The organism is Rhodococcus sp. X156, assembly GCF_004006015.1.
Lineage (GTDB): Bacteria > Actinomycetota > Actinomycetes > Mycobacteriales > Mycobacteriaceae > X156.
In genome coordinates, this window is sequence record NZ_CP034766.1 from 3,258,229 (window position 1) to 3,281,980 (window position 23,752).

A 23,752-nucleotide genomic window follows, 5' to 3' on the forward strand; every position below is an offset into this window, starting at 1 on the left:
ACGCCGCGCCGACGGCCCTGCGCATCGGCCCGCTGGCGCTGCGCAGCCCGGTGGTGCTGGCTCCCATGGCCGGCGTCACCAACGTCGCGTTCCGCACGCTGTGCCGCGAGCAGGAGGAGCTCTACAGCGGTCGTCCTGCGGCCGGGCTCTACGTGTGCGAGATGGTCACCGCCCGTGCGCTGGTGGAGCGCCACCCGGACACGCTGCACATGACCACGTTCGCGCCCAGCGAGCAGCCGCGGTCGCTGCAGCTCTACACCGTCGATCCGGCCACCACGGCGGACGCGGTGCGGATGATCGTCGAGGAGGACCTCGCCGACCACATCGACCTGAACTTCGGCTGCCCCGTGCCCAAGGTGACCCGCAAGGGCGGCGGGTCGGCGCTGCCCTACAAGCGCCGGCTGTTCGCGGCGATCGTGGGCGCGGCCGTGCGGGCCGCTGAGCCGGCGGGCGTCCCGGTCACCGTGAAGTTCCGCATCGGCATCGACGAGGAGCACCACACCCACCTCGACGCCGGGCGCATCGCCGCGGCCGAGGGCGCGGTCGCGGTGGCCCTGCACGCCCGCACCGCGGCCCAGCGCTACTCCGGCACCGCCCGCTGGGACGAGATCGCGCGACTCAAGGAGCACGTCACCGACGTCCCCGTGCTGGGCAACGGCGACATCTTCAGCGCCGAGGACGCCGTGTCCATGATGGACCGGACCGGCTGCGACGGCGTCGTCGTGGGCCGGGGCTGCCTGGGCCGACCGTGGCTGTTCGCCGAGCTCTCCGCCGCCCTCACCGGGTCGCCGGTCCCCACTCCTCCGACCCTGGGCGAGGTGGCGGTCGTGCTCCGCCGCCACGCCGAGCTGCTGGCCGCCCACCACGGCGACGACCGGGGCCTGCGCGACCTGCGCAAGCACGTGTCCTGGTACCTGCGTGGCTTCCCGGTGGGCTCCGAGCTGCGCCAGAAGCTGGCGCTGGTCTCACACCTGAACGAGCTCGACCGGCTGCTGGACCAGCTCGACGCCGACGTGCCCTACCCCGCCGACGCCGAGGGACCGCGGGGCCGGCAGGGCTCGCCGGGCAAGGTGGCGCTGCCCGAGGGGTGGCTGGACGACCCCGAGGACAGCACCGTCCCGGTGGGCGCGGAGATCGACAGCTCCGGCGGCTGAGCCCCGGGCCGCGCCGAGCGCGCTCTCACCAGCGGCGCTCGCGCGGAGACACCGCTGGTCAGCCAGTGGAACCTCGCGTTAGCACACCACCACCAGGTCCGTACCATGAGCCGGCGCACCTGATCGGTGCCGCAGCACAGCCAAGGCACCTCGCGCGTGCGAGGCGGACAGCGGTGCGTCGGGACGAGGAGAGACCGGTTGAGCGACGACGAACGCGCGGGTGCGCCTGGCGCGGCACCGTCCCCCGGTCGCCGTGACCACCCAGCGCCGTGGGAGCGCCCCTGGGCGGTGAGCCCCACCCCGCCACGGCGCCGGCGCACCCCCGCCGAGAGCGCGGCGGACACCCCCCGCGCGGCCGGCCTCGCGGTGGCCCGCCCGGTGGCCCTGCCTGGTGCGCGCGGCCGGACGGTGGCCCCGGTGGAGATCGAGCCGCGTCGACCCACCCGCCTGGAGGTCAAGCGCGGGCAGCGCCGCCACCGCACGGCACTGCTGCGCCGCACGCTCGCCGCCCTGGTCGCCGTGGCGGTCTTCGTCGTCACCGGCGCTATGTGGTCAGCCACGCAGTACCTCGACTCCAAGGTGCGCAACGTCGAGGCCCTCGACGAGGGCTCAGCCTCGGTGCAGGACGCCGACGGTCAGCGCGGCGACGAGAACTACCTGCTGGTGGGCTCGGACTCCCGCGCCGGCACCAACGGCGAGATCGGCGCCGGCACCACGGCGCAGGCCGAGGGCGCCCGCTCCGACACCGTGATGCTGGCCCACGTGCCTGCCGACCGCGGCCGCGTCGTGGTGGTGTCCTTCCCCCGCGACCTGGAGATCGACCGCCCGGCGTGCGCGGAGTGGGACAACCCCAGCGCCTCCTACACCAGCACGGTGGCCGAGCCGGAGAAGCGCGCCAAGCTCAACTCCGCCTACGCCACCGGCGGACCCAAGTGCCTGGTCCAGGTGATCCAGCAGATCTCCGGCCTCAAGATCAACCACTTCGTGGGCATCGACTTCTCCGGCTTCTCCGCCCTGGTCGACCAGATCGGTGGCGTGGAGGTGTGCGCCACCCGCCCACTGGTCGACGGCGAGCTGGGCACGATCCTGCCCACCGCCGGCACCAGCACCATCGACGGCACCACGGCCCTGAACTACGTGCGGGCCCGCAAGGTCGACTCCGAGACCAACGGCGACTACGGGCGCATCACCCGCCAGCAGCGGTTCCTGTCCTCGCTGCTGCGCAAGTCCATGTCCACCGACGTGCTGCTGGACCTGCGCAAGCTCAACGGCTTCATCAACGGGTTCACCGCCGCCACCTTCGGCGAGAACATGAACTCGGACTCCCTGCTCACTCTCGGGCAGTCGCTGCAGGGCCTGTCCGCCGGGCGGGTCACCTTCCTCACCGTGCCCACCAACGGCACCCGCTACGGCAACGAGGTCCCCAACCTGCCGGAGATCACCAGCATCTTCCGTGCCGTCATCAACGGCACCCCGCTGCCGGGCGAGCAGGGCGCCCCCACCACGCCTGCGCCCACCACCCCGCCCGAGGTGCCCAAGCCCGGCGGCAGCGCCCAGCTCACCCTGCGCAACGCCACCAACACCGCCGGGCTGGCCACCAGCACCGGCAGGCAGCTCACCGACCTGGGCTACACCGTGGCCCGGATCGACAGCGCCGAGGGGGTGCGGGCCAGCACGGTCATCCGCTACTCCGCCGAGCAGGCCGCGGCGGCCGAGCAGCTGGCCACGTCCATCCCCGGGTCCCAGCTGCAGCTGGTCGCCGGCCTGGGCGCCACGGTAGACGTGGTGCTGGGCAACAGCTTTGACGGCTCCGTGGTGCCACCCAGCGGTCCGGAAGGCGTCGGCACCAAGCCACTGCCCAGCGATCTCGCGGTGGTCAACGCCGGCGACGTCAGCTGCACCTGAGCGCGCAGCCCACCGTCCCTCGACCGTTCACCGACCGTTCACGTCGGCTGCCCGGAATTGTCCTGCTGAGCACGTACTCTGCATGCATGCGCGTCGCCTACACAGAACAGCTCAGTGACCTCGCCGGAGAGCTCGCCGCCATGTGCGGCCTGGCCGAGCTGGCCATGCAACGAGCCACCCAGGCCCTGCTCGAGGCCGACCTCCCGCTCGCCGAGCAGGTGATCAGCGACGACGACCACATCGACGAGCTGGCCCTGGCCTGCGAGGAGAAGGCCTTCGCCCTGCTCGCGCTGCAGGCGCCGGTTGCCGGCGACCTGCGCACGGTCGTCGCGGCCATCCACATCGTCGCCGACATCGACCGGATGGGGGAGCTGGCGCTGCACGTCGCCAAGATCGCCCGCCGCCGCCACCCCAAGCGGGTCCTGCCGGACGAGGTGCGTGGCTACTTCACCGAGATGGGGCACGTGGCGGTCTCCCTGGCGGCCTCCGCCCGGGAGGTGCTGCTCACCCGCGACCCCGACCGCGCCGCACTCCTCGAGGACGAGGACGACGCGATGGACGACCTGCACAAGCACCTGTTCAGCGTGATCATGGACGACGCGTGGCCGCACGGCGTGGCCGCCGCGGTGGACGTCACCCTGCTGGGCCGCTTCTACGAGCGCTTTGCCGACCACGCGGTCGAGGTCGCGCGCCAGGTCATCTTCCTGGTCACCGGCAAGCACCCGGAGCCCGCCACCCCGGACATCAAGGTCTCGGAGTAGCAGCTCCCCCACCGACGCGAACGACGGCGGCCCCTACCCGATCGGGTGGGGGCCGCCGTCGTTCGCGGGAGCCAGCCGGCTACCGCCGGGGCCGGCGTCTGGCATCGTTGCCTGGCGTGACTGACGTCGTCCGATCCCTGGCCCTCTTCGTCCTCGCCGCACTCGCCGAGATCGGCGGCGCGTGGCTGGTCTGGCAGGGCATCCGGGAGCACCGCGGCTGGATCTGGGTCGGCGCCGGAGTCATCGCCCTGGGTCTCTACGGCTTCGTCGCCACGCTCCAGCCTGACGCGAGCTTCGGCCGCATCCTCGCCGCCTACGGAGGGGTGTTCGTCGCTGGATCGCTGGTCTGGGGCATGGTGATGGACGGCTTCCGCCCGGACCGCTACGACCTCGCCGGCGCCCTGCTCTGCCTGGCCGGGGTCGCGGTCATCATGTACGCCCCACGCGGCGCCTGACACAGCTGGTGGGGCACCGCCACACCGCCACACCGCCCGCACCGTCGCCGCCGCGGGTGGGTCTAGCCGAAGCGGCCGGAGATGTAGTCCTCCGTGGCCTTCTCCACCGGGTTGGAGAAGATCACCTCGGTGTCGCCCACCTCGATCAGCTGGCCCGGCTGGCCCACGCCGGCCAGGTTGAAGAACGCGGTCTGGTCGCTCACCCGGGCCGCCTGCTGCATGTTGTGGGTGACGATGACGATGGTGAACTCCTGCTTGAGCTCGGTGATCAGGTCCTCGATCGCCAGCGTGGAGATCGGGTCCAGCGCCGAGCACGGCTCGTCCATCAGCAGCACGTCCGGCTGCACGGCGATGGCCCGGGCGATGCACAGCCGCTGCTGCTGGCCACCGGAGAGCCCACCACCGGGCTTGTCCAGGCGGTCCTTGACCTCGTTCCACAGGTTGGCCGCGCGCAGGCTCTTCTCCGCCACCTCCTCCAGGGCCTTCTTGCCCTTCATCCCCTGCAGCTTGAGCCCAGCCACCACGTTGTCCCGGATGTTCATGGTGGGGAACGGGTTGGGCCGCTGGAACACCATGCCGATGGTGCGGCGCACGGCCACCGGGTCCACCGTGCTGGCGTAGATGTCCTCGCCGTCGAGGAGCACCCCGCCGTCGACGCGGGCTCCGGGGATCACCTCGTGCATCCGGTTGAGGGTGCGCAGCACGGTGGACTTGCCGCAGCCGGACGGCCCGATGAAGGCGGTGACGCTGCGCGGAGGGACGGACAGGTTCACCGAGCTGACGGCGTGGAACTTGCCGTAGTAGATGTTCAGGTCCTTGAGGTCGAGGCGCTTGGCCATGGAGGGCTCCTACCGCTTCACTTGGTCTTGGGGGCGAACACGCGGGCGACGAAGGCAGCCAGCACGTTGAGGACGGCGATGAGCAGGATGAGGGTGAGGGCGGCGCCCCACACCCGCTGCTGCCCAGCCACCGTGGGGTTGGTGAGCTCGTTGTAGATGACCAGCGGCAGCGAGGCCATGTTGTTGTGGAACACGTCGGTGTTGATCGAGGTGGTGTAGCCGACCAGCACCAGCACCGGCGCGGTCTCCCCGGCCACGCGGGCCACCGCCAGCAGGATGCCGCTGATGATCCCGGAGATGGCGCAGGGCAGCACCACCTTGAGGATGGTGGTGGACCGCGACACCCCGAGGGCGTAGGACGCCTCCCGCAGGTCGTCGGGGACCAGGCGCAGCATCTCCTCGGCCGAGCGGATCACCACCGGCAGCATCAGCAGCATCAGCGCCAGCGACACCGCGAAGGCGCTCTGCTCGAAGCCCAGCGTGGTGATCCACACGCTGAACACGAACAGCGCGGCCACGATGGACGGGATGCCGGACAGCACGTCCACCATGAAGGTGGTGGCCTTGGCCAGCCGGCCCCGGCCGTACTCCACCAGGTAGATGGCCACCAGGATCCCCAGTGGCACCGCCACCACCGAGGCGATCAGCGACTGCACGATGGTGCCGTAGAGCGCGTGGTACACCCCGCCGCCGAAGTCCTCCGGCAGGATGCCCCGCTGGGAGTGCGACCACCAGTCCGCGGCGGTCACGGCGTCGATGCCGCGCCGCACGACGGTGTAGATCACCCACACCAGCGGGATCATCGCGACCACGAACGCCGCCGACACCAGCACGGTGGCCAGCAGGTTCTTGGCCTTGCGGCCGCCGCTGACGGTGGTGAAGGTGGGGCCGACGAGCGGCTTCTCCAGTACCGAGCTCATCCGTTCACCTTCCCGCCCGCGATGGCCCGGGCCGCTGCATTGACCACGAACGTGAGCACGAACAGCACGAAGCCGGCGGCGATGTAGGCGCCGGTGGACAGCGGTTGGCTGAACTCCGAGGCCGCCGAGGCGATCTTGGAGGCGAAGGTGAAGCCGCCGTCGAAGAGCGACAACGTGGCGCCGGTGCTGGAGGAGCGCAGGATGATGAGCACGGCCACGGTCTCCCCGAGCGCACGACCCAGACCCAGCATGGAGGCCGCGATGGTGCCGCTGCGCCCGAAGGGCAGCACGGTCATCCTGATGACCTCCCACTTGGTGGCCCCGAGGGCCTGGGCGGCCTCGATGTGCGCCTTGGGGGTCTGCCGGAACACCTCACGGGTCACGGAGGTGATGATCGGCAGGATCATCACCGCCAGCACGATCCCGGCGGTGAAGATGGTGCCGCCGCCGGAGACCGACACGTTGCCGGTGGCGAACAGCGGGAACCAGCCGAGGTTGCGGTTGAGCCACTCCGCGAACGGGGTGATCTTGGGCGCCAGCACCAGGATTCCCCACAGGCCGAAGATGATCGAGGGCACCGCGGCCAGCAGGTCGATCAACGAGCTGAACAGCTTGGCCACTCGCCGGTCGGCGTACTGGGTGACGAACAGCGCGATGCCGATGGCGATGGGCACGGCGATGACCAGCGCGAACAAGGAGCTGAGCACCGTGACGATGAACAGGCTCCGGATGCCGAAGCGCATGTCGTTGGTGTTGCCGACGGCGAACTCGTCGGAGGTGAGGAAGTTCGCGTGGTCGGCGAGCAGCGAGGGCACGGCCTGCAGCAGCAGGAAGATCGCGATGAGGGCGATGGCGACGATGATCGAGACACCCGACGCGGTGGTCAGGTTCCGAAACACGACGTCGCCGCGCCGTCCGGTGGATCTCGGCTTCGCCCGGTCGGTCTGTCCTGGGTCGGGCATGCCGCCCATCTTGCCTGCCGCAGTCCGGCCGGACCCCTCGGGTGCCCGGCCGGATCCCTGCACGACGTTCGGTCGCACTGTCATCAGTCCGTCACTGCTTCTCTCGATCAGGCGATCGCGTCGACGGCGGTGCTGAGCTTGTTCTTGAAGGAGTCAGGCACCGGGATGTAGCCGTTGTTCTCCAGGCCCCGCTGCCCCGTGGTGATCGCCGTCTGCAGGAACGCGCGCACCGCTTCACCGGTCTGCGCGTCCGGGTACTTCGAGCAGACGATCTCGTAGGTGGCGAGCACGATCGGGTAGGCACCCTGCTGGGTGGGCTTGTAGAAGCTGGAGGTGTCCAGCACCAGGTTGTTGCCCTGGCCCTTCACCGTGGCACCGGCGATGGTCTTGCCCACCGACTCGGTGCTGATCTGCACCGCCCCGCCGCCGGCGGAGGTCTGCACCGCCGCGGTCTGCAGGTTCTGCGCCTTGGCGAAGGCCCACTCGTTGTAGGTGATGGCACCCGGGGTGGACTTCACCGCGGCTGCCGTTCCGTCGTTGCCCTTGGCCCCCTCACCGACGCCGCCCTTGAACGCCTTGCCCACGCCCTGGGTCCACGCCCCGTCGGAGGCCTTCTCCAGGTACATCTGGAAGTTGTCCGTGGTGCCCGACTCGTCGTTGCGGAAGATCACGGTGACCTTGGTGCTCGGCAGGGAGACGCCCGGGTTCAGCGCGGCGATGGCGGGGTCGTTCCAGGTGGTGATGGCGCCGTTGAACATCTTGGCCACGGTGGGGCCGTCGAGCGCCACGTTGGCCACCCCGCTGAGGTTGTAGCTCAGTGCGATGGGGCCGAAGACGACCGGCAGGTTCCACGCCTCAGCTCCGCCGCAGCGCTCTGCGGCCTTGGCGACCTCGCCCTTGGACTCGCTCAGCGGCGAGTCGGAGCCGGCGAAGTCGGTCTGCTTGCCGAGGAACTCGGTGATGCCGGCGCCGGAGCCGTTGCCGTTGTAGTCCAGCGACTTGCCGCTGCACGCGTCCTGGTAGGCGGTGATGAATCGCTTCATGGCGTTGGCCTGCGCGGTGGAGCCGCTGGCCTTGAGGGTGGCCGTCCCGCCGCACTGCACCGTGTCGGTGGAGGCGGAGCCTGCTGCACTGCTCGAGCTCGTGTTGTCGTCGGTCCCGCAGGCCGACAGCAGCACGGCACCGGCGGCGACGAACCCGATCGCAACGCTGGATCGGGCCGCACGTCGATTGAGCTTCACCTAGCTCCTCCAGAGATCTCGGGGTGCGCACCGCTCGCTGCGGGGCGCTGCCCACCTCAGGTCATGGGGAGGAACGGGCCACGACCACGGCCCCGTGTCCACCGGACGACTGTGTGCCGTCTGAGGAGAACGTAGACACCGTGAGTGACTACCTGCCCCTGTGCGGGTGAACGCAAGGTGAACAGCCTGCGCCGCGGCCGCTGCGGGTGAGCACACCCACAGCAGAGCAGCGGCTAGCGCCCGTACGCCACGTCGACGTGGAACTGGCTGAACCCGAGCTTGGTGTAGGTGTGCACCGCGGCGGCGTTGTCCGCCTCCACGTACAGCAGCACCGTGCTCAGCCCGCGCGAGCGCAGGTGCTCCAGGCCGGCGATGGTCAGTGACCGGCCGAGCCCACCGCCCTGCGCGGCCGGGTCCACGCCCACCACGTAGACCTCACCCAGCGCCGGCTCGTCACCCTCGGCGGGGTGCACCTTGGTCCAGTGGAACCCCAGCACCCGGTCGTCGGCGTCCACCGCCAGGAAGAAGCCGTTCGGGTCGAACCACGGCTCAGCCCGGCGCGCAGCCAGGTCGGCCGGGCCCCAGCCCCCCTGCTCGGGGTGCCAGGAGAACGCCGCGTTGTTCACCCGCAGCACCTCCGCGTCGTCGCGCTCGGGCACGTAGGTGCGCAGCCGCACCCCCTCCGGCAGCCGGACGGCGGGCAGCTCCGCGCCGGCGAGGTCCACCCGCATCTGCCACAGCTCGCGGCGGCTGGTCAGCTGCAGCTGGCGGGCCAGCGCCTGGGCGGCGGGGAGGTTGCCGTGCGCCCACACCCGCAGCGACTCCCCGGCCCGGTCGAGCAGGTCCAGAGCCAGCGCGGTGCCCACGCCGCGGCGGCGGTGCCGCGGGTGCACGGCCAGCTCGGCCATGGGGTTGGCCTCCTCGGCGGAGGCGGCGCTGAGGTGGGCGTAGCCAGCCAGCTCCCCGCCGCGGGTGGCCAGCAGGTGCGGGCCGGAGCTGTCCGCGGCCACGGCCAGCACCACCTGCTCGGAGACGGCGGCGACGCCGTCAGCCTGGTGGGCCGCCTGCAGCAGCTCACCCACCGCGTGTCGCTGGGCGTCCTCGAGGGTGTCGCAGACCTGCAGCGTGGCCGGGCCGGGGCTGCTCACGCCCGGGCTCCGCTCATCCGTTCCGGGTCCACGGCCGCGCCAGGCCCGGAGTCCCCCGGTGCGGACGCACCGGCGTTGTGGGCGGCGGCCTCGGCCGTCGCGTCCTCGGTGGTGCCGGGCTCGGTGGTGTCGGGCTCGGCGGCCACCGCGCCGCGGGCACTGGGGCGCACGGCCTTGTAGCCGACGTTGCGCACCGTGCCGATCAGCGCCTCCTGGTCGGCGCCGAGCTTGGCCCGGAGGCGACGCACGTGCACGTCGACGGTGCGGGTGCCGCCGAAGAAGTCGTAGCCCCACACCTCGTGCAGCAGCTGGGCACGGGTGAACACCCGGCCGGCGTGCTGAGCGAGGTACTTGAGGAGCTCGAACTCCTTGTAGGTGAGGTCCAGCGGCTTGCCGCGCAGCCGGGCGCTGTAGGTCTCCTCGTCGATGACCAGCTCGCCCAGGGTGACCTTGGTGGAGGACACCGGGGCGTGGGTGCTCTGGTGGCGTCCCAGCACCAGGCGCAGCCGGGCGTCGATCTCGGCCGGGCCGGTGCCGGGCAGCAGCACGTCGTCGATGCCCCACTCGGGATTCACCGCGACCAGGCCGCCCTCGGTCAGCACCGCCACCACGGGCACGTTGATCGCGGCCCCGCCGACCAGCAGCCGGCACAGCCCGCGGGCGCCGGCCAGATCGGTGCGCGCATCGATGAGCGCAACGTCACAGGCGCCGGCCTCCAACAGGGCCGGCAGGTCCGGCGCCACGGCCCGCACCGAGTGCGCCAGCAGCGTCAACGCCGGCAGGACCGTGTCCGGGTCAGGATCAGCGGTGAGCAGCAACAGGTCCATGCGCCTCCCACCTCGTACCCATCAGGCATCCGTCCGGCAAACAATAGCGGGACGCCCGCCGGCCGAGCACCCAAGCACCTTTAACGATCATGGAAGATGGGCCAGTGCGCACCTTCGTCTTCTCCCTGATCGGCGTCCTGCTCGTCGCCGTGCTGGCGGACTACGGCACCGCCGCCTACGCGGAGTACCGGGTGTCCAAGGAGCTCCGCGAGGAGCTGACCCTCAACAGCGACCCCGAGGTGCGCATCACCGGGTTCCCCTTCCTGACCCAGGCCGCCCAGGGCAGCTTCAGCCAGGTGAACGTGCGCGCGGTGGGCGTGCCGATGGCCGACCTGGGCAACGTGACGGTCGAGGCCACGCTGCGCGGCGCGAAGGTGCCCGCGTCCTCGGTGTTCGGCGGAAACCTGGACGACATCGTGGTGTCCGAGCTCAACAGCCGCATCCGGATCAACGAGACCCGCCTCGGCCAGCTGATCGGAATCTCCGACCTGAAAGTGTCTGCGCCCGTGGCGGATCCCACACTCGGCACCAGCGGCGGCGACGCCTACAAGGTGCCGCAGAGCGGCATCGTGCTCACCGGCACCGTCAAGCTCGGTGGTGTGGTCAAGCAGCAGGTGAGCGTGAACGCCGACCTCGTGCTGGACGGCCAGCAGGTCCGCATCATCGCCACCGGCTTCGCCATGGCCGGCCAGTCCAGCAAGACCCTCACGCTGGCCGCGCCGCTGTCGGAGATCGCCATGCAGAAGTTCTCCCTCACCCTCGACTCCGACTACCTGCCCTTCGGGGTGACCCCCACCACCGTGCACGCCGAGGGCGCCGACATCGTGGTGGAGGGCAAGGGCACCGACGTGCGGCTGGCGCGGCTGTCCCGCTCGTGACCGTCGGGCTGGTGGTGTTGATCGCCGCCGTGGCCGTGGCGCTGCTGCTCGGGTGGCTGCTGCGCAGGAGCAACGGGTCCCTGCGGGCGACCAGCGGTGCACCCGCGCCCGCCGCCGAGCAACAACGTCTGGCCGAGCTGCTGGCGGCCGCCGGCGCCCCGAGGGCCGCGAGCAGCGCGCTGCTCCTGCACTTCTCGGCCACCTGGTGCGGCCCCTGCGCGGGGGTGCGGGCGCTGGTGCACCAGCTCGCCGAGGACCTGCCCGAGCTGGCTCACCTGGAGGTCGACGTGGCCGAGCACCCCGAGCTGGCCAGCCACCTGCGGGTGCTGTCGCTGCCCACCGTGGTCGTCTATGCCCCGGGGTTGCAGCAGCGCCACCGCGCCACCGGGGCCCCGCACGCCGCTGACCTGCGAACCGTCCTGCAGCCGCTGGTGGGCCGCCGTGCGGGCAATAGTTGAGTGTCTGAGTAGACTTCGCGGAGTGTTCACCTGGCACGAGCTGCTGCTCACCCGTCGCCGCACAGTTGACCTGTGCCGCGTCGGCAGCGCGCTGTGCCGCATGCACTGACGCAGACGTCCCGCTGGGAGGCCCCCGGGTGTCTGCGAACCCCGGCTGATCCGTCGCGCGTCCACCCCTCAGTGCAGGAGCTCCCGCTGTGTCCACCCTCCGCTCACCGGCTGCCCCGCAGCAGGTCGACGTCCGCGGTCCCCGCTGCGCGGCGTGGATCAGCACCGTGGTGCTGGCCGCGGTGCTGCTGACCGGGAACTGGATCCTGCTCGGCGTCCAGGCCGTCGTCTTCGCCATGGGCGCCGCGCTCGGGCCGCGTCGCAGCCCGTACGGCTGGCTGTACGCGACGCTGGTGGCACCCAGGATCGGCCCACCCACCGAGCTGGAGCCGGTGGCACCGCTGCGCTTCGCCCAGCTGGTCGGCCTGGTGTTCTCCGTCGTCGGCCTCCTGGGCTACCTGCTGGGCGCGCCGCTGCTCGGCGCCGTCGCCACCGGCCTCGCCCTGGTGGCCGCGCTGCTCAACGCTGCCTTCGGCATCTGCCTCGGCTGTCGGCTCTACCCGCTGGCGGCCGCGGTCCGCGCTCGTGCCGGCCGCCGCCCCTGACCGCTGGCCCTGGTGCCCGCCCCACCGTTCACTCCCGTGCTTGTCCACCCGAACTCACACCCACCAGCTCGCGTATCGAAAGGAACTCCATGAGCCGCTCCGACGTCCTGGTCACCGCCGACTGGGCTGAGCAGAACCTCAACACCGACGGGATCGTCTTCGTCGAGGTCGACGAGGACACCAGCGCCTACGACGACGGCCACATCCCCGGCGCCGTCCGCCTGGACTGGACCAAGGACCTGCAGGACCCGAACTCCCGCAACGTGATCGACCGGGAGGCGTTCAGCAAGCTGCTCTCCGAGCGTGGGATCGGCAACGACGACACCGTCGTGCTCTACGGCGGCAACAACAACTGGTTCGCCGCCTACGCCTACTGGTACTTCAAGCTCTACGGCCACCAGGACGTCAAGCTCCTCGACGGCGGTCGCAAGAAGTGGGAGCTGGACGGCCGCGAGCTCACTGCGGACAAGGTAGAGCGCCCGGCCACCAGCTACAACGCCCAGGAGCCCGACCTCTCGCTGCGCGCCTTCCGGGACGAGGTCATCGCCTCCATCGGCAAGAAGAACCTGGTGGACGTCCGCTCCCCCGACGAGTTCTCCGGCAAGATCGCCGCCCCCGCGCACCTCCCGCAGGAGCAGGCCCAGGGCCGCGGCCACGTCCCCGGCGCCATCAACGTGCCGTGGAGCAAGGCCGCCAACGAGGACGGCACCTTCCGCTCCGACGAGGAGCTCGCCACCCTCTACGGCGAGGCCGGCCTGGACGGGGAGAAGGAGACCATCGCCTACTGCCGCATCGGCGAGCGCTCCAGCCACACCTGGTTCGTGCTCAAGGAGATCCTGGGCCACCAGAACGTCAAGAACTACGACGGCAGCTGGGTCGAGTACGGCTCCCTCGTGGGCGCCCCCATCTCCAAGGAGGTGCGCTGATGTGCGGCGCTCCTGAGCAGACCCCCGACCTGCCCGCCGGCACGGACCTCGACAAGGAGACCGTCATCGTCGGCAAGGTGCTCTCCGGCGGCGAGCCGGTGGGTGGAGCCTTCGTCCGCCTGCTCGACGGCACCGGCGAGTTCACCGCCGAGGTGGTCGCCTCGGCCACCGGCGACTTCCGCTTCTACGCCGCTCCCGGCACCTGGACGCTGCGCGCCCTGAGCCGGGTGGGCACCGGCAGCACCGACATCACCGCCGACTCCACCGGCCTGCACTCCGCCGAGGTCGCTGTCGCCTGACCGAACACCCTGAGCACGACAGACCGCCCTCGCCCGCACCAGAACCGGTGCGCGCGGGGGCGATCTGCGTCGAGGGGCCGCACCTGGCTAGAGTGGTGCCGTGGAAATCTTTTACACGACCCTCCTGGTGCTGGACGCCGTGCTCATCACGTGGTTCGCGGTGTACGTGATCAACCGAGCGGTCACCAACGACTCGTGACCGGCTCCGGCCCTGGTCCCGACGGTCACCCTGCCCCGCGTGCCGGTTCCGGCGACGCGGCGCTGCGTGATGCCGAGGAACGGGCTGCCCGCACGCGTGCGGTGAACGTTCCCCAGCTGCCCGGGTTGCCGGTGCCCGACGACACCGCCAACCTGCGCGAGGGGGCGGACCTCAACGCCGCCCTGCTCGCCGTGCTGCCGCTGGTGGGCGTGTGGCGGGGCGAGGGGCTGGTCAGCTACCCCACGATCGACACTTACCGCTTCGGCCAGCAGCTGGTGATCGCCCACGACGGGCGCCCCTTCCTCACCTGGGAGTCGCGGTCGTGGATCCTCGACGCCGACGGTGCCTACGTCCGGCCAGCCGCCCGCGAGTCCGGCTTCCTGCGGGTGAACGCCCGGGACGACGGCGAGGACACCCTCGAGCTGCTGCTCACCCACAACACCGGCATCGTCGAGCTCTACTACGGGGCTCCGCTCAACCAGTCGTCCTGGGAGCTGGCCACCGACGTGGTCCTGCGCAGCGAGACGGCCAAGCCCGTGACCGCGGCCAAGCGGCTCTACGGGATCATCGACGGCGACCTCGGCTACGTGGACGAGCGCGCCATGATGGGTGAACCGCTGCAGCCGCACCTGTCGGCCCGGCTCGTCCGCCACGCCGGCTGAACACCCCTCACCTCTCCGCACCTTCTGCTGCGCCGGTGTCCCTGCGCGACGCAGCGCCACCGTCCCCCAGACGTGGAGCGACCCCCGAGCCATACCGCGGCTCGCGCGACCTGTGGTCGCTGCGTCGCGGTCCCGGTCGGACTCTCCGGGGGCTCGGGGGTCGGGTAGCTGCCTGGGATTCGCCGGCCGCTGTCGCAGGGGCAAACCCGTGGGCACTAGCGGCTAGCTGACAGCCACCTCACGCGTCCAAGAATTCATCAACTTCGGACCACCTCCTCTCTCGTGTACCCAGAAACTACGCCCGGCCGCGCGGGTCCGGCAACGGGTTTTGCCCACGGCGAACCAGTGGTCTGCGTCACACTTGACGGAGGTGCGCGTCATGCCTGGTCGAGCAGGTCCTGCAGCTGGCCGGTCAGCTCCTGGGCGCGCTCCGCGTGCGGCAGCGGCACTCCGTCGAGCGTGTGCACCCGCGCCAGCAGGCGCACGCTGGAGGCCAGCCAGACTCCGTCCGCGGCCAGCAGCTCCGGCGTGGGCACCGGGCGCACCTCGCAGGTCCACCCAGCCAGCTCCGCCTGCCGGAACAGCGCCGCCTGGGTGGTGCCCGGCAGGATGCCCGCATCCACCGGCGGCGTGCAGAGCGTCCGCCCGGTCGCCAGCACCACCGACGAGGTCGGCCCCTCGAGCACGAAGCCGTCGGTGCTGGTGTAGATCACGTCGTCAGCGCCCTGCTCCTGCGCGTGGCGCTGGGCGGCCATGTTCGTCGCGTAGGACAGCGACTTGGCCCCCAGCAGCAGCCAGGGGGCCTGCTGCGCAGCGTCCCTGGCCACGCCACGGGTGAGGGTGAGGGCAGAGACTCCGGCGACCCGCTGCTCCAGGGCAGTGGCGCTGACCGGTGAGGCCGTGGCGTAGCCCGTGCAGGGTCCGCCGTTCTCCCGGCCCCGGGTGAGGATGAGCCGCAGGGCGAAGTCCTCGTCGCCCCGCCACAGCTCGATCACCGTCCGCACGCAGCGCCGCCACTGGTCCAGGTCCGGCTCGGGTAGGTGCAGCATCGCGGCAGAGCGGGCCAGCCTGGCCAGGTGACGCTCCTGCTCGCGGGCAACCCCGCGGCGCACCAGCAAGGTCTCGAACACCCCGTCGCCACGCACCGCGCCGAGGTCGTCCGCCCGCAGCAGCGGCTCGTCGGGATCAAGCACCTTCTCGTCCAGCGTCACCACTACCTGCACGGCCATCTCTGCACCCTACTGTCGGCAGACCGCCGCGCCACCGGATCGCCAGGGGCGGGTGTCTGGTGCCCCTGGCGTTGCCTAGGCACCCGGACGGGCGACCCGGAGCCTAGGATGAGCAGCGTGGGCAAGGCAGGCACGGAGCTGAGAGGAACAGGTCTCCGAGGGACGCTGCACCAGCGCGGCATGCGCATGACGCCGCAGCGGCAGATGGTCCTCGACGCCGTTCGCACGCTCGGCCACGCCACCCCGGAAGCCATCTGCGCCGAGGTGCAGCAGCAGTCGCCGGCGGTGAACATCAGCACCGTGTACCGCACGCTCGACCTGCTCGAGCAGATCGGGCTGGTCCGCCACACCCACCTCGGCCACGGGGCCCCCACCTACTCCTGCGACCCGCACGAGCACGTCCACCTGGTCTGCCACTCCTGCCAGCAGGTGATCGAGGTGGAGCCGGAGCTGCTCGAGCCGCTGGCTGCCACGCTCGCCGCCACCCGCGGCTTCACCCTCGATCCCGCTCACCTCGCCCTGTCCGGGCAGTGCGCCAACTGCGCCAGCCAACCCGCGCCTGCCGACCAGCCCGTGCCCGGCCAGGGCCACACCACCCGCAACCCTGAGGAGCCGGTGTGACCTCGCCGCTGCTGTCCACGCCCGGAGCCACCCCCGCCGCAGAGGACTCCCCCGACGTGGGGGTCGCCTGGCACTACGGCGACCCGTTCGGTGAGCAGCGGGCCGCCACCACCCGCGCCGTGGTGGTCGACCGCAGCAACCGCGGGGTGATCGCCGTGCCCGGCGGTGAGCGGCGGTCGTGGCTGCACTCGCTGACCAGCCAGCACGTTCTCGGCCTCGCCGACGGGCAGGGCACCGAGGCGCTGATCCTGGACGTCAACGGCCGGGTGGAGCACCACCTGGTGCTCGCCGACCTCGACGGCACCACCTGGATCGACACCGAGCCGACCAGCACGCAGAGCCTGCTCGCCTACCTGCAGAAGATGGTGTTCTGGGCCGACGTCGCCCCCCGTGACGCCAGCGACGAGCTGGCCGTCCTGACCGTCCTCGGACCCACGGCGGACCAGCTGCTGGAGCTGCCCGCCGAGGTGCACGGAGTGCGTGCCCTGCCGGGCGGCGGCTTCGTGCGGCGGATGCCCGCGCCTGCGGGCTCGCACGCCGCCGACGTCGTGGTCCCCCGCGCCGCGCTCGCCACCTGGTGGCAGCGCCTCACCGAGGCCGGTGCGCGACCTGCCGGCTCCTGGGCCCACGAGGCGCTGCGGGTGGAGCAGGGCAGGCCCCGCGCCGGCGTGGACACCGACGAGCGCACCATCCCGCACGAGGCCGGCTGGATCCACCGCGCCGTGCACCTGGACAAGGGGTGCTACCGGGGGCAGGAGACCGTGGCGCGAGTGCACAACCTGGGCAAGCCACCACGGCGGCTGGTCCTGCTGCACCTGGACGGCTCTGCAGATGCCCGCCCGCAGACCGGCGACGACGTGACTGCCGCCGGCCGGGTCGTCGGCCGGGTCGGCACCGTGGCCGAGCACCACGAGCTGGGACCGATCGCGTTGGCGCTGGTCAAGCGGACCGTGCCGGCGGACACCGAGCTCGTGGCCGGGCCCTCGGCGGCGGCGATCGACCCGGACTCGGTGACCGAGGACACCGAGGTGCAGGCCGGGCGGGCCGCGCTCAGCCGGCTGCGGGGACGCTGACGCAGCAGCCCCTGCTCACCCGAGTGAGGTGCCGCGCTTCGTGTCGTCAGCAGCGGCCGGGGCACGGTATGGTGTGTCGTAGGAAGAAACACACAATCGAACGGGGCCGCCGAATCCCCTGGCCGCCCCGTCCTTGCGCGAGGGGGTCGAGCCATGGGCCGCGGCCGGGCTAAGGCGAAGCAGACCAAGGTTGCGCGAGAGCTCAAGTACAGCTCTCCGAACACTGACTTCGAGACACTTCAACGAGAGCTCTCTGGGCACGGACCGGACTCGCTCCGGGTGCACCCCAGGCGCACCGAGGCCGATGATGTCCGGCCCCCCTGGGAGGAAGAGGACGACTGGAAGCCTTGAGCTTCCCGCTGAGCACCGGCCCAGTCTTCGCGCTTTCGATCCTGCAGGACTAAACCTCTGACTCATAGCAACCACACCCGCCATCCCCCATCCGGTGGTATGGCGGGTGTGGTGCTTCTTGGCGTCCGGGTGCAGCAGGCGCCTGGCGATGACGCTACGGGGCGGCACCCCGCCTGGCGGGGACCGCTGAGCACCGAGACCGCTAGAAGCGGGGGTGCTCGCCCACCAGGGAGGCCCGGGCGGAGTCGGTGGCCTTCTGCACCGAGCCCAGCACCCAGGAGGGCACGTGGCGGGCGGTGAGCACGGCCAGCGCCCGGTCAGCGTCCTCGGGACCGACGATGGCAACCATGCCGATGCCCATGTTGAAGGTCTTCTCCATCTCGGCACGCTCCACGCGGCCGCGGTGGGCGATCACGCCGAACACCGGCGCAGGGCTCCAGGTGCCTCGGTCGAGCTCGGCCACCAGACCCTTCGGCACCACGCGCTCGAGGTTGGCGACCAGGCCACCACCGGTGACGTGGCAGAAGGTGCGCACCTGGGTCTCGGCGATGAGCGCCAGGCAGTCCTTGGCGTAGATGCGGGTCGGCTCGAGCATCTCCTCGCCCACCGTGCGGCCGAACTCCTCCACGTGTCCGTGCAGGGGCATCGCGGCGATGTCCAGCAGGACCTTGCGGGCCAGCGAGTAGCCGTTGGAGTGCAGGCCGGAGGAACCCATGGCGATCACCACGTCGCCGGGACGCACGCGGTCGGGACCGAGGATCGAGTCCGCCTCCACGACCCCCACGCCGGTGGCGGAGATGTCGTAGGCGTCGTCGGGCATCAGTCCGGGGTGCTCGGCGGTCTCTCCGCCCAGCAGGGCACAGCCGGCCAGCACGCAGCCCTCGGCGATGCCGGCGACGATCTCGGCCACCCGCTCGGGCACGACCTTGCCCACCGCGATGTAGTCCTGCAGGAACAGCGGCTCGGCACCGGAGACCACGAGGTCGTCCACCACCATGGCCACCAGGTCCAGGCCCACCGTGTCGTGCTTGTCCATGGCCTGCGCCACGGCGATCTTGGTGCCCACCCCGTCGGTGGAGGCAGCCAGGACCGGCTCGCGGTAGTGACCGGGCTTCAGGGCGAACAGCCCGGCGAAGCCACCGAGACCACCCAGCACCTCCGGACGGCTGGCGCGCCGAGCAGACGGGGCGAACAGCTCCACCGCCCGGTCCCCAGCCGCGATGTCCACGCCGGCCGCGGCGTAGGAGGCGCCCGCCGAGGAGGACTCAGCAGGATCGTGCGGGTGGTCGCTCATGGCAGGGAAGCTCCGGATCATTCGTTGCGGGATGCGCCGCAACGGTACCGGAGTACCCGCTGGCGACCCTATTCTCCGTCCCGAAACCGGACCCACGCCAGGTCAGCCCCGCGCCGCTGCGCCACGCGAGCCCGCTCCGCTGCGCTACGCGAGCTGGCCGCCGACCTTGGTGTATCCCCGCAGCAAGTCCCGGCTGATGATCAGCCTCTGCATCTCGTCGGTGCCCTCGAAGATCCGCCACAGCCGCACGTCGCGGTACCACTGCTCGATGGGCATCTCCCGGGTGTAGCCCATGCCGCCGTGGATCTGCATGACTCGGTCCACCACGCGGTTGATCATGTTCGTCCCGTAGAGCTTGGCGATGGCGCTGTCGTGCCGGGAGTCCAGGCCCTGGTCGACGTTCCACGCCGCCTTGAGCACCAGCCAGCGCGCGGCCTCCAGCTCCACGTCGGAGTCGGCGATCATCCACGCGACTGCCTGGTTGGCGCCGATCGGCTTGCCGAAGGTGGTGCGGTCGTTGGCCTGCTGCAGCGCCAGCGACAGCAGCCGCTCGGCGCCGCCCACCGCGCGGGAGGGGATGAGGTAGCGGCCCTTACCGATCCACGCCATCGCCAGCTCCCAGCCCTGACCCACCTCGCCCAGGACGTTGCTGCCCGGCACCCGCACGTTGTCCAGCACGATGGTGGCCGGCCGCGCCGAGCCCATCGTCTCGATGGGCGAGGTGGTGTAGCCCATCTCGCGGTCCACCAGGAACGCCGTGAATCCCCCCTTGGTGCCCTTGTCCGAGTCGGTGACCGCGATGCAGATGATGAAGTCGGAGTCGTTGCCGCCGGTGATGAAGACCTTCTCGCCGTTGATGATCCAGTCGTCGCCGTCCCGCTTGGCGGAGGTCCGGATGTTCGCGGCGTCGGAGCCGGCACCCGGCTCGGTGATGGCGAAGCAGGACTTGCGCTCCCCGGAGATCGCCGGCTTGAGGTAGCTCTCGGCCTGCTCGGGGTTGCAGTAGAAGAGGATGTTGTCGGTCTCGCCGCCCGGGCGGAACCAGATGAAGCTGCGCCCGAACTCCATCTCCACCAGCGATCGGGTGACCGCCGGCAGGGCCAGGCCGCCGTACTCCTCCGGGGTGCTCAGCCCCCACAGGTCGAACGTCTTGGCCTTGGCCTGCAGCTCGGCCATCTCGTCGGAGGTGACGGCGTTGGGGCCGCCCTCCCGGCCGCGACGCATGATCTCGCTCTCCAGCGGGATCAGCTCACGCTCCACGAAGGTGCGCACGGTGGAGCGCATCGCGCGCTCCTCGTCAGAGATCGAGAAGTCGACCATCAGAGTTCCTTTGCGTCAGAGGGAGCGAGCAGACTGGGTGGGCTAGAACGCTGGGTGGGCTAGAAGGCTGGGTGGGCTAGAAGGCTGGGTGGGCTAGAAGGCTGGGTGGGCTAGAAGGCTGGGTGGGCTAGAAGGCTGGGTGGGCTAGAAGGCTGGGTGGGCTAGAAGGCTGGGTGGGCTAGAAGGCGCTGACGCCGGTGAGTGCGCGGCCCAGCAGCAGGGTCTGCACCTGGGTGGTGCCCTCGTAGAGGGTGAGCACGCGCGCGTCGCGCAGGTACTTGGCCAGCGGGTACTCCTCCACGAAGCCGTAGCCACCGAACACCTGCAGGCAGCGGTTGGCCGCCCGCACCGCGGACTCGGCGGCGTAGTACTTGGCGGCGGAGGCCTCCGCCCGGAAGGGCTGACCGCGGTCGCAGAGGTCGGCGGCACGCCACACCAGCAGCCGGGCGGCGTCGCGCTCCACCTGTGTCTCCACCAGCAGCTGCTGCACCAGCTGGTGCCCGGCGATGGTGCGGCCGAACTGCTCACGGCTGGCGGCGTAGTCCAGCGCAGCGTCCAGGCACGCGGTGGACAGACCCACGGCCGAGGCGGCGATGGAGGTGCGACCGCGGTCCAGCGCGGTCATCGCCACGGTGAACCCGCGGCCCTCCTCGCCGAGCATGGCCGAGGCGGGCACCCGCACGGCGTCCAGGTGCAGCGCCGCGGTGTCCTGCCCGCGCAGGCCCAGCTTGTCGGTGATCTTGGTGGTGGAGAAGCCGGCGGAGTCGGTGGGCACGAGGAAGGCGCTCACCCCGCGGCCGCCCTCGCCGCCGGTGCGGGCCATCACCAGCGCGACGTCGGCCCAGTTGCCGTTGGTGATGAACTGCTTGGAGCCGGTGATCAGGTAATCGCCGCCGTCGCGGACCGCCTTGGTGGTGAGGTTGCCGGCGTCGGAGCCCACCCCGGGCTCGGTGAGGCCGAAGCAGCCCACCATCTCCCCCGAGCAGATGCCGGGCAGCCAGCGCTCCTGCTGCTCCGGGGTGCCGAAGCGGGCGATGCTCTTGCCCACCAGGCCCAGGGAGACGCTGACGATGCCGCGGATGGCCTGGTCGCCCCGGCCCAGCTCCTCGATGGCCAGGCAGTAGGCGAACATGTCGCCACCGGACCCGCCCAGCTCCTCGGGCACCCCCAGGCCCAGCAGCCCGGCTCGGCCCAGCTTGCCCACGATGGCGCGGTCGACCTGCTCGGCGCGGTCCCACTCCGCGGCGAAGGGCACCACTTCCTTGTCGACGAACGCTGCCGCCGACTCCTTCAGGGCCTGGTGCTCCTCGGACAACGTGAGGTCCACGCGGGTCTCCCTCCGCCGATCTCCAGCCGTGCCTAACACCGTTAGGTTACGCTGGGGCCCGTGCGTGACGTCAACCCCCAAAGAGTGCGCGAGGCCGCCCTCGAGCTGATCGACACCGAGGGCCTGGCTGCGCTGAGCATGCGTCGGCTGGCCACGGAGCTGGGCGTGCAGGCCCCCTCGCTGTACCACCACGTGGCGGGCAAGACGGAGCTGCTGGACTCCCTGGTGGAGCAGGTGGGGGCCGGCGCGGACGCGTCCTGGTTCGGCGAGCACGCCTGGGACGAGGCGCTGCTGCGGTGGGGCCGCACGTACCACGCCGCACTGGCCGCGCACCCCGCGCTCGCCCCGCTCTTCGTCAGCTCTCCGGGCAGCTCGGACGCGGCGCTGCGCCGCATCGACCGCGTGCACGGCGGGCTGGTGGCTGCGGGATGGACGCCGCGCGAGGCCACCGAGATCGCGGCCGCGGTGAAGTTCCTGGTGATGGGCGCGGCGTCGGGGTCGATCGCGGCGGGGTTTCCGGCCGACCCGGAGCTGTACGCGGGCCGCTACCCCAACCTGGGCAACGCCCACCGCCTGGCCAGCCACCGCAGCCGGGTGGACGCCGACGCGGTGGAGCTGGCGCTGGTGGCCCTGGTGGACGGCCTGCGCCTGCGGCTGGACCAGCGGCGGGCAGCCGGCTCGAGCCAGCAGCCCGGCTAGCGGATGGCGGCGTCGACCGAGCGGACCAGGTCCTCCGCGGCGCTGTCCAGCATGTCGCCCAGCACGTTCTCGTCGATCTTCGTCTCGCGAGCCAGCGGGATCGGGTAGTGCCCGTCGAAGCAGGCCGAGCACAACCGGTCGCGGGGCTGCTCGGTGGCCTCCACCATCCCGTCGATAGACACGTAGCCCAGGGAGTCGGCGCCGATGGCCCGGCGCACACCCTCGAAGATTCCGTCGGCGGTGTCCAGGCCGTTGGCGATGAGCTCGGCCGGGCTGGCGAAGTCGATGCCGTAGAAGCAGGGCCAGCGCACCGGCGGGGAGGCGATGCGCACGTGCACCTCGAGGGCACCGGCCTCGCGCAGCATCCGCACCAGGGCCCGCTGGGTGTTGCCGCGGACGATGGAGTCGTCCACCACCACGAGCTTCTTGCCGCGGATGATCTCCTTGAGCGGGTTGAGCTTGAGCCTGATGCCGAGCTGGCGGATGGTCTGCGAGGGCTGGATGAAGGTGCGCCCGACGTAGGAGTTCTTGACCAGGCCCTGCCCGTAGGGGATGCCCGACTCCTGGGCGTAGCCGATCGCGGCGGGGGTGCCCGACTCCGGCACCGGGATGACCAGGTCGCCCTCGGCGGGGTGCTCGCGCGCCAGCAGCCGGCCGATCTCCACCCGGGTGGAGTGCACGGAGCGCCCGGCGATGGTGGTGTCCGGGCGGGCGAGGTAGACGTACTCGAACACGCACCCCTTGGGCTCGGCCTGGGCGAAGCGGGTGGAGCGCAGGCCGTCGGCGTCGATGGCCAGCAGCTCACCGGGCTCGATCTCGCGGACGAAGGAGGCGCCGACGATGTCGAGGGCCGCGGTCTCGCTGGCCACCACCCAGCCTCGCTCCAGCCGGCCCAGGCACAGCGGATGCACGCCCTGCGGGTCACGGGCGGCGTAGAGGGTGTTCTCGTCCATGAAGGCCAGGCAGAAGGCGCCGCGCAGGGTGGGCAGCAGCGCCATGGCGGCCTGCTCCACGGTGGAGTCGGCCGCGGCGTGCGCCAGCAGTCCCGCGACCACGTCGGAGTCGGTGGTGGAGTTCATGCCGCCGCGCGGAGGCAGCAGGCCCAGCTCACGGGTGCGCTGGGAGAGCTCGGCGGTGTTCACCAGGTTGCCGTTGTGGCCCAGGGCGATTCCGGTTCCGGCGGCGGTGGTGCGGAAGGTGGGCTGGGCGTTGTCCCAGCTGGTGACGCCGGTGGTGGAGTACCGGGTGTGCCCGACGGCGACGTGCCCGCGCAGCGCGCTCAGGGTCTGCTCGTCGAACACCTGGCTGACCAGCCCGAGGTCCTTGAACACCAGCACCTGCGTGCCGTCGGCCACGGCGATGCCGGCGGCCTCCTGGCCGCGGTGCTGCAGGGCGTAGAGCCCGTAGTAGGTGAGCTTGGCGACGTCCTCACCGGGCGCCCAGACACCGAAGACGCCGCACTCCTCCCGAGGGCTGTCGTCCTCCAGCGCAGCGGGGCTGTCCTGCGCGGCTGGCGAGTGTTCAGCTTTGACCACCGGGTGGCGCTCCCTC

The 23,752-nt window shown here is 71.3% G+C and carries 25 protein-coding genes; 14 read left to right on the forward strand and 11 right to left on the reverse strand.

The genetic code is table 11. The features are described from left to right. Positions 1-17: 17 nt before the first annotated feature. The 4 genes from dusB to ELX43_RS15365 all read left to right on the forward strand — a co-directional run bounded on the left by dusB (position 18) and on the right by ELX43_RS15365 (position 4,275). Positions 18-1,154 (forward strand): tRNA dihydrouridine synthase DusB, encoded by a 1,137-nt coding sequence (gene dusB / locus ELX43_RS15350; protein WP_206518278.1) that lies wholly within the window; start codon positions 18-20, stop codon positions 1,152-1,154. Between the two features lie 198 nt (positions 1,155-1,352). After that, positions 1,353-3,059 (forward strand): LCP family protein, encoded by a 1,707-nt coding sequence (locus ELX43_RS15355; protein WP_127784170.1) that lies wholly within the window; start codon positions 1,353-1,355, stop codon positions 3,057-3,059. 86 nt (positions 3,060-3,145) lie between these two features. Then, on the forward strand, positions 3,146-3,820 hold the full coding sequence (phoU, locus tag ELX43_RS15360) for a phosphate signaling complex protein PhoU (RefSeq protein WP_127784171.1): 675 nt from the start codon (positions 3,146-3,148) through the stop codon (positions 3,818-3,820). A 116-nt stretch (positions 3,821-3,936) separates the two neighbouring features. Then, a complete protein-coding gene (locus tag ELX43_RS15365; protein WP_206518035.1) occupies positions 3,937-4,275 on the forward strand; it encodes a YnfA family protein in 339 nt (112 codons plus the stop codon). A 62-nt stretch (positions 4,276-4,337) separates the two neighbouring features. Here ELX43_RS15365 and pstB read toward each other — a convergent pair whose 3' ends face one another. The 6 genes from pstB to ELX43_RS15395 form a co-directional block, all read right to left on the reverse strand. Continuing rightward, the gene (pstB, locus tag ELX43_RS15370; RefSeq protein ID WP_127784172.1) at positions 4,338-5,114 is read right to left on the reverse strand and encodes a phosphate ABC transporter ATP-binding protein PstB; all 777 of its coding nucleotides are present in this window, start codon (positions 5,112-5,114) and stop codon (positions 4,338-4,340) included. Positions 5,115-5,131: 17 nt separating this feature from the next. Next, positions 5,132-6,034, reverse strand: a complete 903-nt coding sequence (gene pstA, locus ELX43_RS15375; protein ID WP_127784173.1) for a phosphate ABC transporter permease PstA — start codon at positions 6,032-6,034, stop codon at positions 5,132-5,134. Then, positions 6,031-6,996: a phosphate ABC transporter permease subunit PstC gene (gene pstC / locus ELX43_RS15380; RefSeq protein ID WP_127784174.1), complete on the reverse strand. Its 966-nt coding sequence runs from the start codon at positions 6,994-6,996 to the stop codon at positions 6,031-6,033. Before pstC ends, pstA begins: the two co-directional genes overlap by 4 nt. 107 nt (positions 6,997-7,103) lie before the next feature. Further along, complete coding sequence (pstS, locus tag ELX43_RS15385; protein ID WP_127784175.1) at positions 7,104-8,237, reverse strand: phosphate ABC transporter substrate-binding protein PstS; 1,134 nt, start codon at positions 8,235-8,237, stop codon at positions 7,104-7,106. Between the two features lie 233 nt (positions 8,238-8,470). Beyond that, entirely contained in the window at positions 8,471-9,361 is an 891-nt protein-coding gene (gene mshD, locus ELX43_RS15390; RefSeq protein WP_127784962.1) for a mycothiol synthase, read from the reverse strand. A 20-nt stretch (positions 9,362-9,381) separates the two neighbouring features. Next, positions 9,382-10,212 carry a response regulator transcription factor gene (locus ELX43_RS15395; RefSeq protein WP_127784176.1) on the reverse strand — a complete coding sequence of 277 codons (831 nt, stop codon included), beginning with the start codon at positions 10,210-10,212 and terminating at the stop codon, positions 9,382-9,384. A gap of 89 nt (positions 10,213-10,301) precedes the next feature. Here ELX43_RS15395 and ELX43_RS15400 point away from each other — a divergent pair, with 89 nt between their 5' ends. The 6 genes from ELX43_RS15400 (at position 10,302) to ELX43_RS15425 (ending at position 14,287) form a co-directional block, all read left to right on the forward strand. After that, on the forward strand, positions 10,302-11,090 hold the full coding sequence (locus tag ELX43_RS15400) for an LmeA family phospholipid-binding protein (RefSeq protein WP_127784177.1): 789 nt from the start codon (positions 10,302-10,304) through the stop codon (positions 11,088-11,090). Continuing rightward, positions 11,087-11,548 carry a thioredoxin family protein gene (locus tag ELX43_RS15405; RefSeq protein WP_241249194.1) on the forward strand — a complete coding sequence of 154 codons (462 nt, stop codon included), beginning with the start codon at positions 11,087-11,089 and terminating at the stop codon, positions 11,546-11,548. Before ELX43_RS15400 ends, ELX43_RS15405 begins: the two co-directional genes overlap by 4 nt. Positions 11,549-11,745: 197 nt before the next feature. Next, complete coding sequence (locus ELX43_RS15410; protein ID WP_127784178.1) at positions 11,746-12,201, forward strand: DUF4395 domain-containing protein; 456 nt, start codon at positions 11,746-11,748, stop codon at positions 12,199-12,201. A gap of 89 nt (positions 12,202-12,290) precedes the next feature. Continuing rightward, positions 12,291-13,127 carry a sulfurtransferase gene (locus ELX43_RS15415; RefSeq protein WP_127784179.1) on the forward strand — a complete coding sequence of 279 codons (837 nt, stop codon included), beginning with the start codon at positions 12,291-12,293 and terminating at the stop codon, positions 13,125-13,127. Then, complete coding sequence (locus ELX43_RS15420; protein WP_127784180.1) at positions 13,127-13,426, forward strand: DUF1416 domain-containing protein; 300 nt, start codon at positions 13,127-13,129, stop codon at positions 13,424-13,426. Before ELX43_RS15415 ends, ELX43_RS15420 begins: the two co-directional genes overlap by 1 nt. Positions 13,427-13,621: 195 nt before the next feature. Beyond that, the gene (locus ELX43_RS15425; RefSeq protein ID WP_241249196.1) at positions 13,622-14,287 is read left to right on the forward strand and encodes an FABP family protein; all 666 of its coding nucleotides are present in this window, start codon (positions 13,622-13,624) and stop codon (positions 14,285-14,287) included. A gap of 377 nt (positions 14,288-14,664) precedes the next feature. Here the strand turns inward: ELX43_RS15425 and ELX43_RS15430 are convergent, their stop codons facing one another. Then, positions 14,665-15,516, reverse strand: coding sequence for an aminodeoxychorismate lyase (locus ELX43_RS15430; RefSeq protein WP_127784182.1), 852 nt, complete (start codon positions 15,514-15,516; stop codon positions 14,665-14,667). 180 nt (positions 15,517-15,696) lie between these two features. Between ELX43_RS15430 and ELX43_RS15435 the strand changes: the two genes are divergently transcribed. The 3 genes from ELX43_RS15435 to ELX43_RS15445 all read left to right on the forward strand — a co-directional run bounded on the left by ELX43_RS15435 (position 15,697) and on the right by ELX43_RS15445 (position 17,561). Next, positions 15,697-16,137: a transcriptional repressor gene (locus tag ELX43_RS15435; RefSeq protein WP_241249198.1), complete on the forward strand. Its 441-nt coding sequence runs from the start codon at positions 15,697-15,699 to the stop codon at positions 16,135-16,137. Then, a complete protein-coding gene (locus ELX43_RS15440; RefSeq protein WP_127784184.1) occupies positions 16,134-17,210 on the forward strand; it encodes a folate-binding protein YgfZ in 1,077 nt (358 codons plus the stop codon). The genes ELX43_RS15435 and ELX43_RS15440 overlap by 4 nt, the downstream gene beginning before the upstream one ends. 153 nt (positions 17,211-17,363) lie before the next feature. Beyond that, on the forward strand, positions 17,364-17,561 hold the full coding sequence (locus ELX43_RS15445; RefSeq protein ID WP_127784185.1) for a DUF3073 domain-containing protein: 198 nt from the start codon (positions 17,364-17,366) through the stop codon (positions 17,559-17,561). A 202-nt stretch (positions 17,562-17,763) separates the two neighbouring features. On the opposite strand, the gene purM is transcribed toward ELX43_RS15445, so the two are convergent. The 3 genes from purM to ELX43_RS15460 form a co-directional block, all read right to left on the reverse strand. Beyond that, on the reverse strand, positions 17,764-18,855 hold the full coding sequence (gene purM / locus ELX43_RS15450) for a phosphoribosylformylglycinamidine cyclo-ligase (RefSeq protein WP_127784186.1): 1,092 nt from the start codon (positions 18,853-18,855) through the stop codon (positions 17,764-17,766). Between the two features lie 144 nt (positions 18,856-18,999). Further along, positions 19,000-20,175: an acyl-CoA dehydrogenase family protein gene (locus ELX43_RS15455; RefSeq protein ID WP_127784187.1), complete on the reverse strand. Its 1,176-nt coding sequence runs from the start codon at positions 20,173-20,175 to the stop codon at positions 19,000-19,002. A gap of 178 nt (positions 20,176-20,353) precedes the next feature. Continuing rightward, positions 20,354-21,502, reverse strand: a complete 1,149-nt coding sequence (locus tag ELX43_RS15460) for an acyl-CoA dehydrogenase family protein (protein WP_127784188.1) — start codon at positions 21,500-21,502, stop codon at positions 20,354-20,356. A gap of 84 nt (positions 21,503-21,586) precedes the next feature. Here ELX43_RS15460 and ELX43_RS15465 point away from each other — a divergent pair, with 84 nt between their 5' ends. Beyond that, positions 21,587-22,201 (forward strand): TetR family transcriptional regulator, encoded by a 615-nt coding sequence (locus tag ELX43_RS15465; RefSeq protein WP_241249200.1) that lies wholly within the window; start codon positions 21,587-21,589, stop codon positions 22,199-22,201. On the opposite strand, the gene purF is transcribed toward ELX43_RS15465, so the two are convergent. After that, positions 22,198-23,736 carry an amidophosphoribosyltransferase gene (gene purF / locus ELX43_RS15470; protein ID WP_127784189.1) on the reverse strand — a complete coding sequence of 513 codons (1,539 nt, stop codon included), beginning with the start codon at positions 23,734-23,736 and terminating at the stop codon, positions 22,198-22,200. The genes ELX43_RS15465 and purF overlap by 4 nt on opposite strands. Positions 23,737-23,752 lie beyond the last annotated feature (16 nt).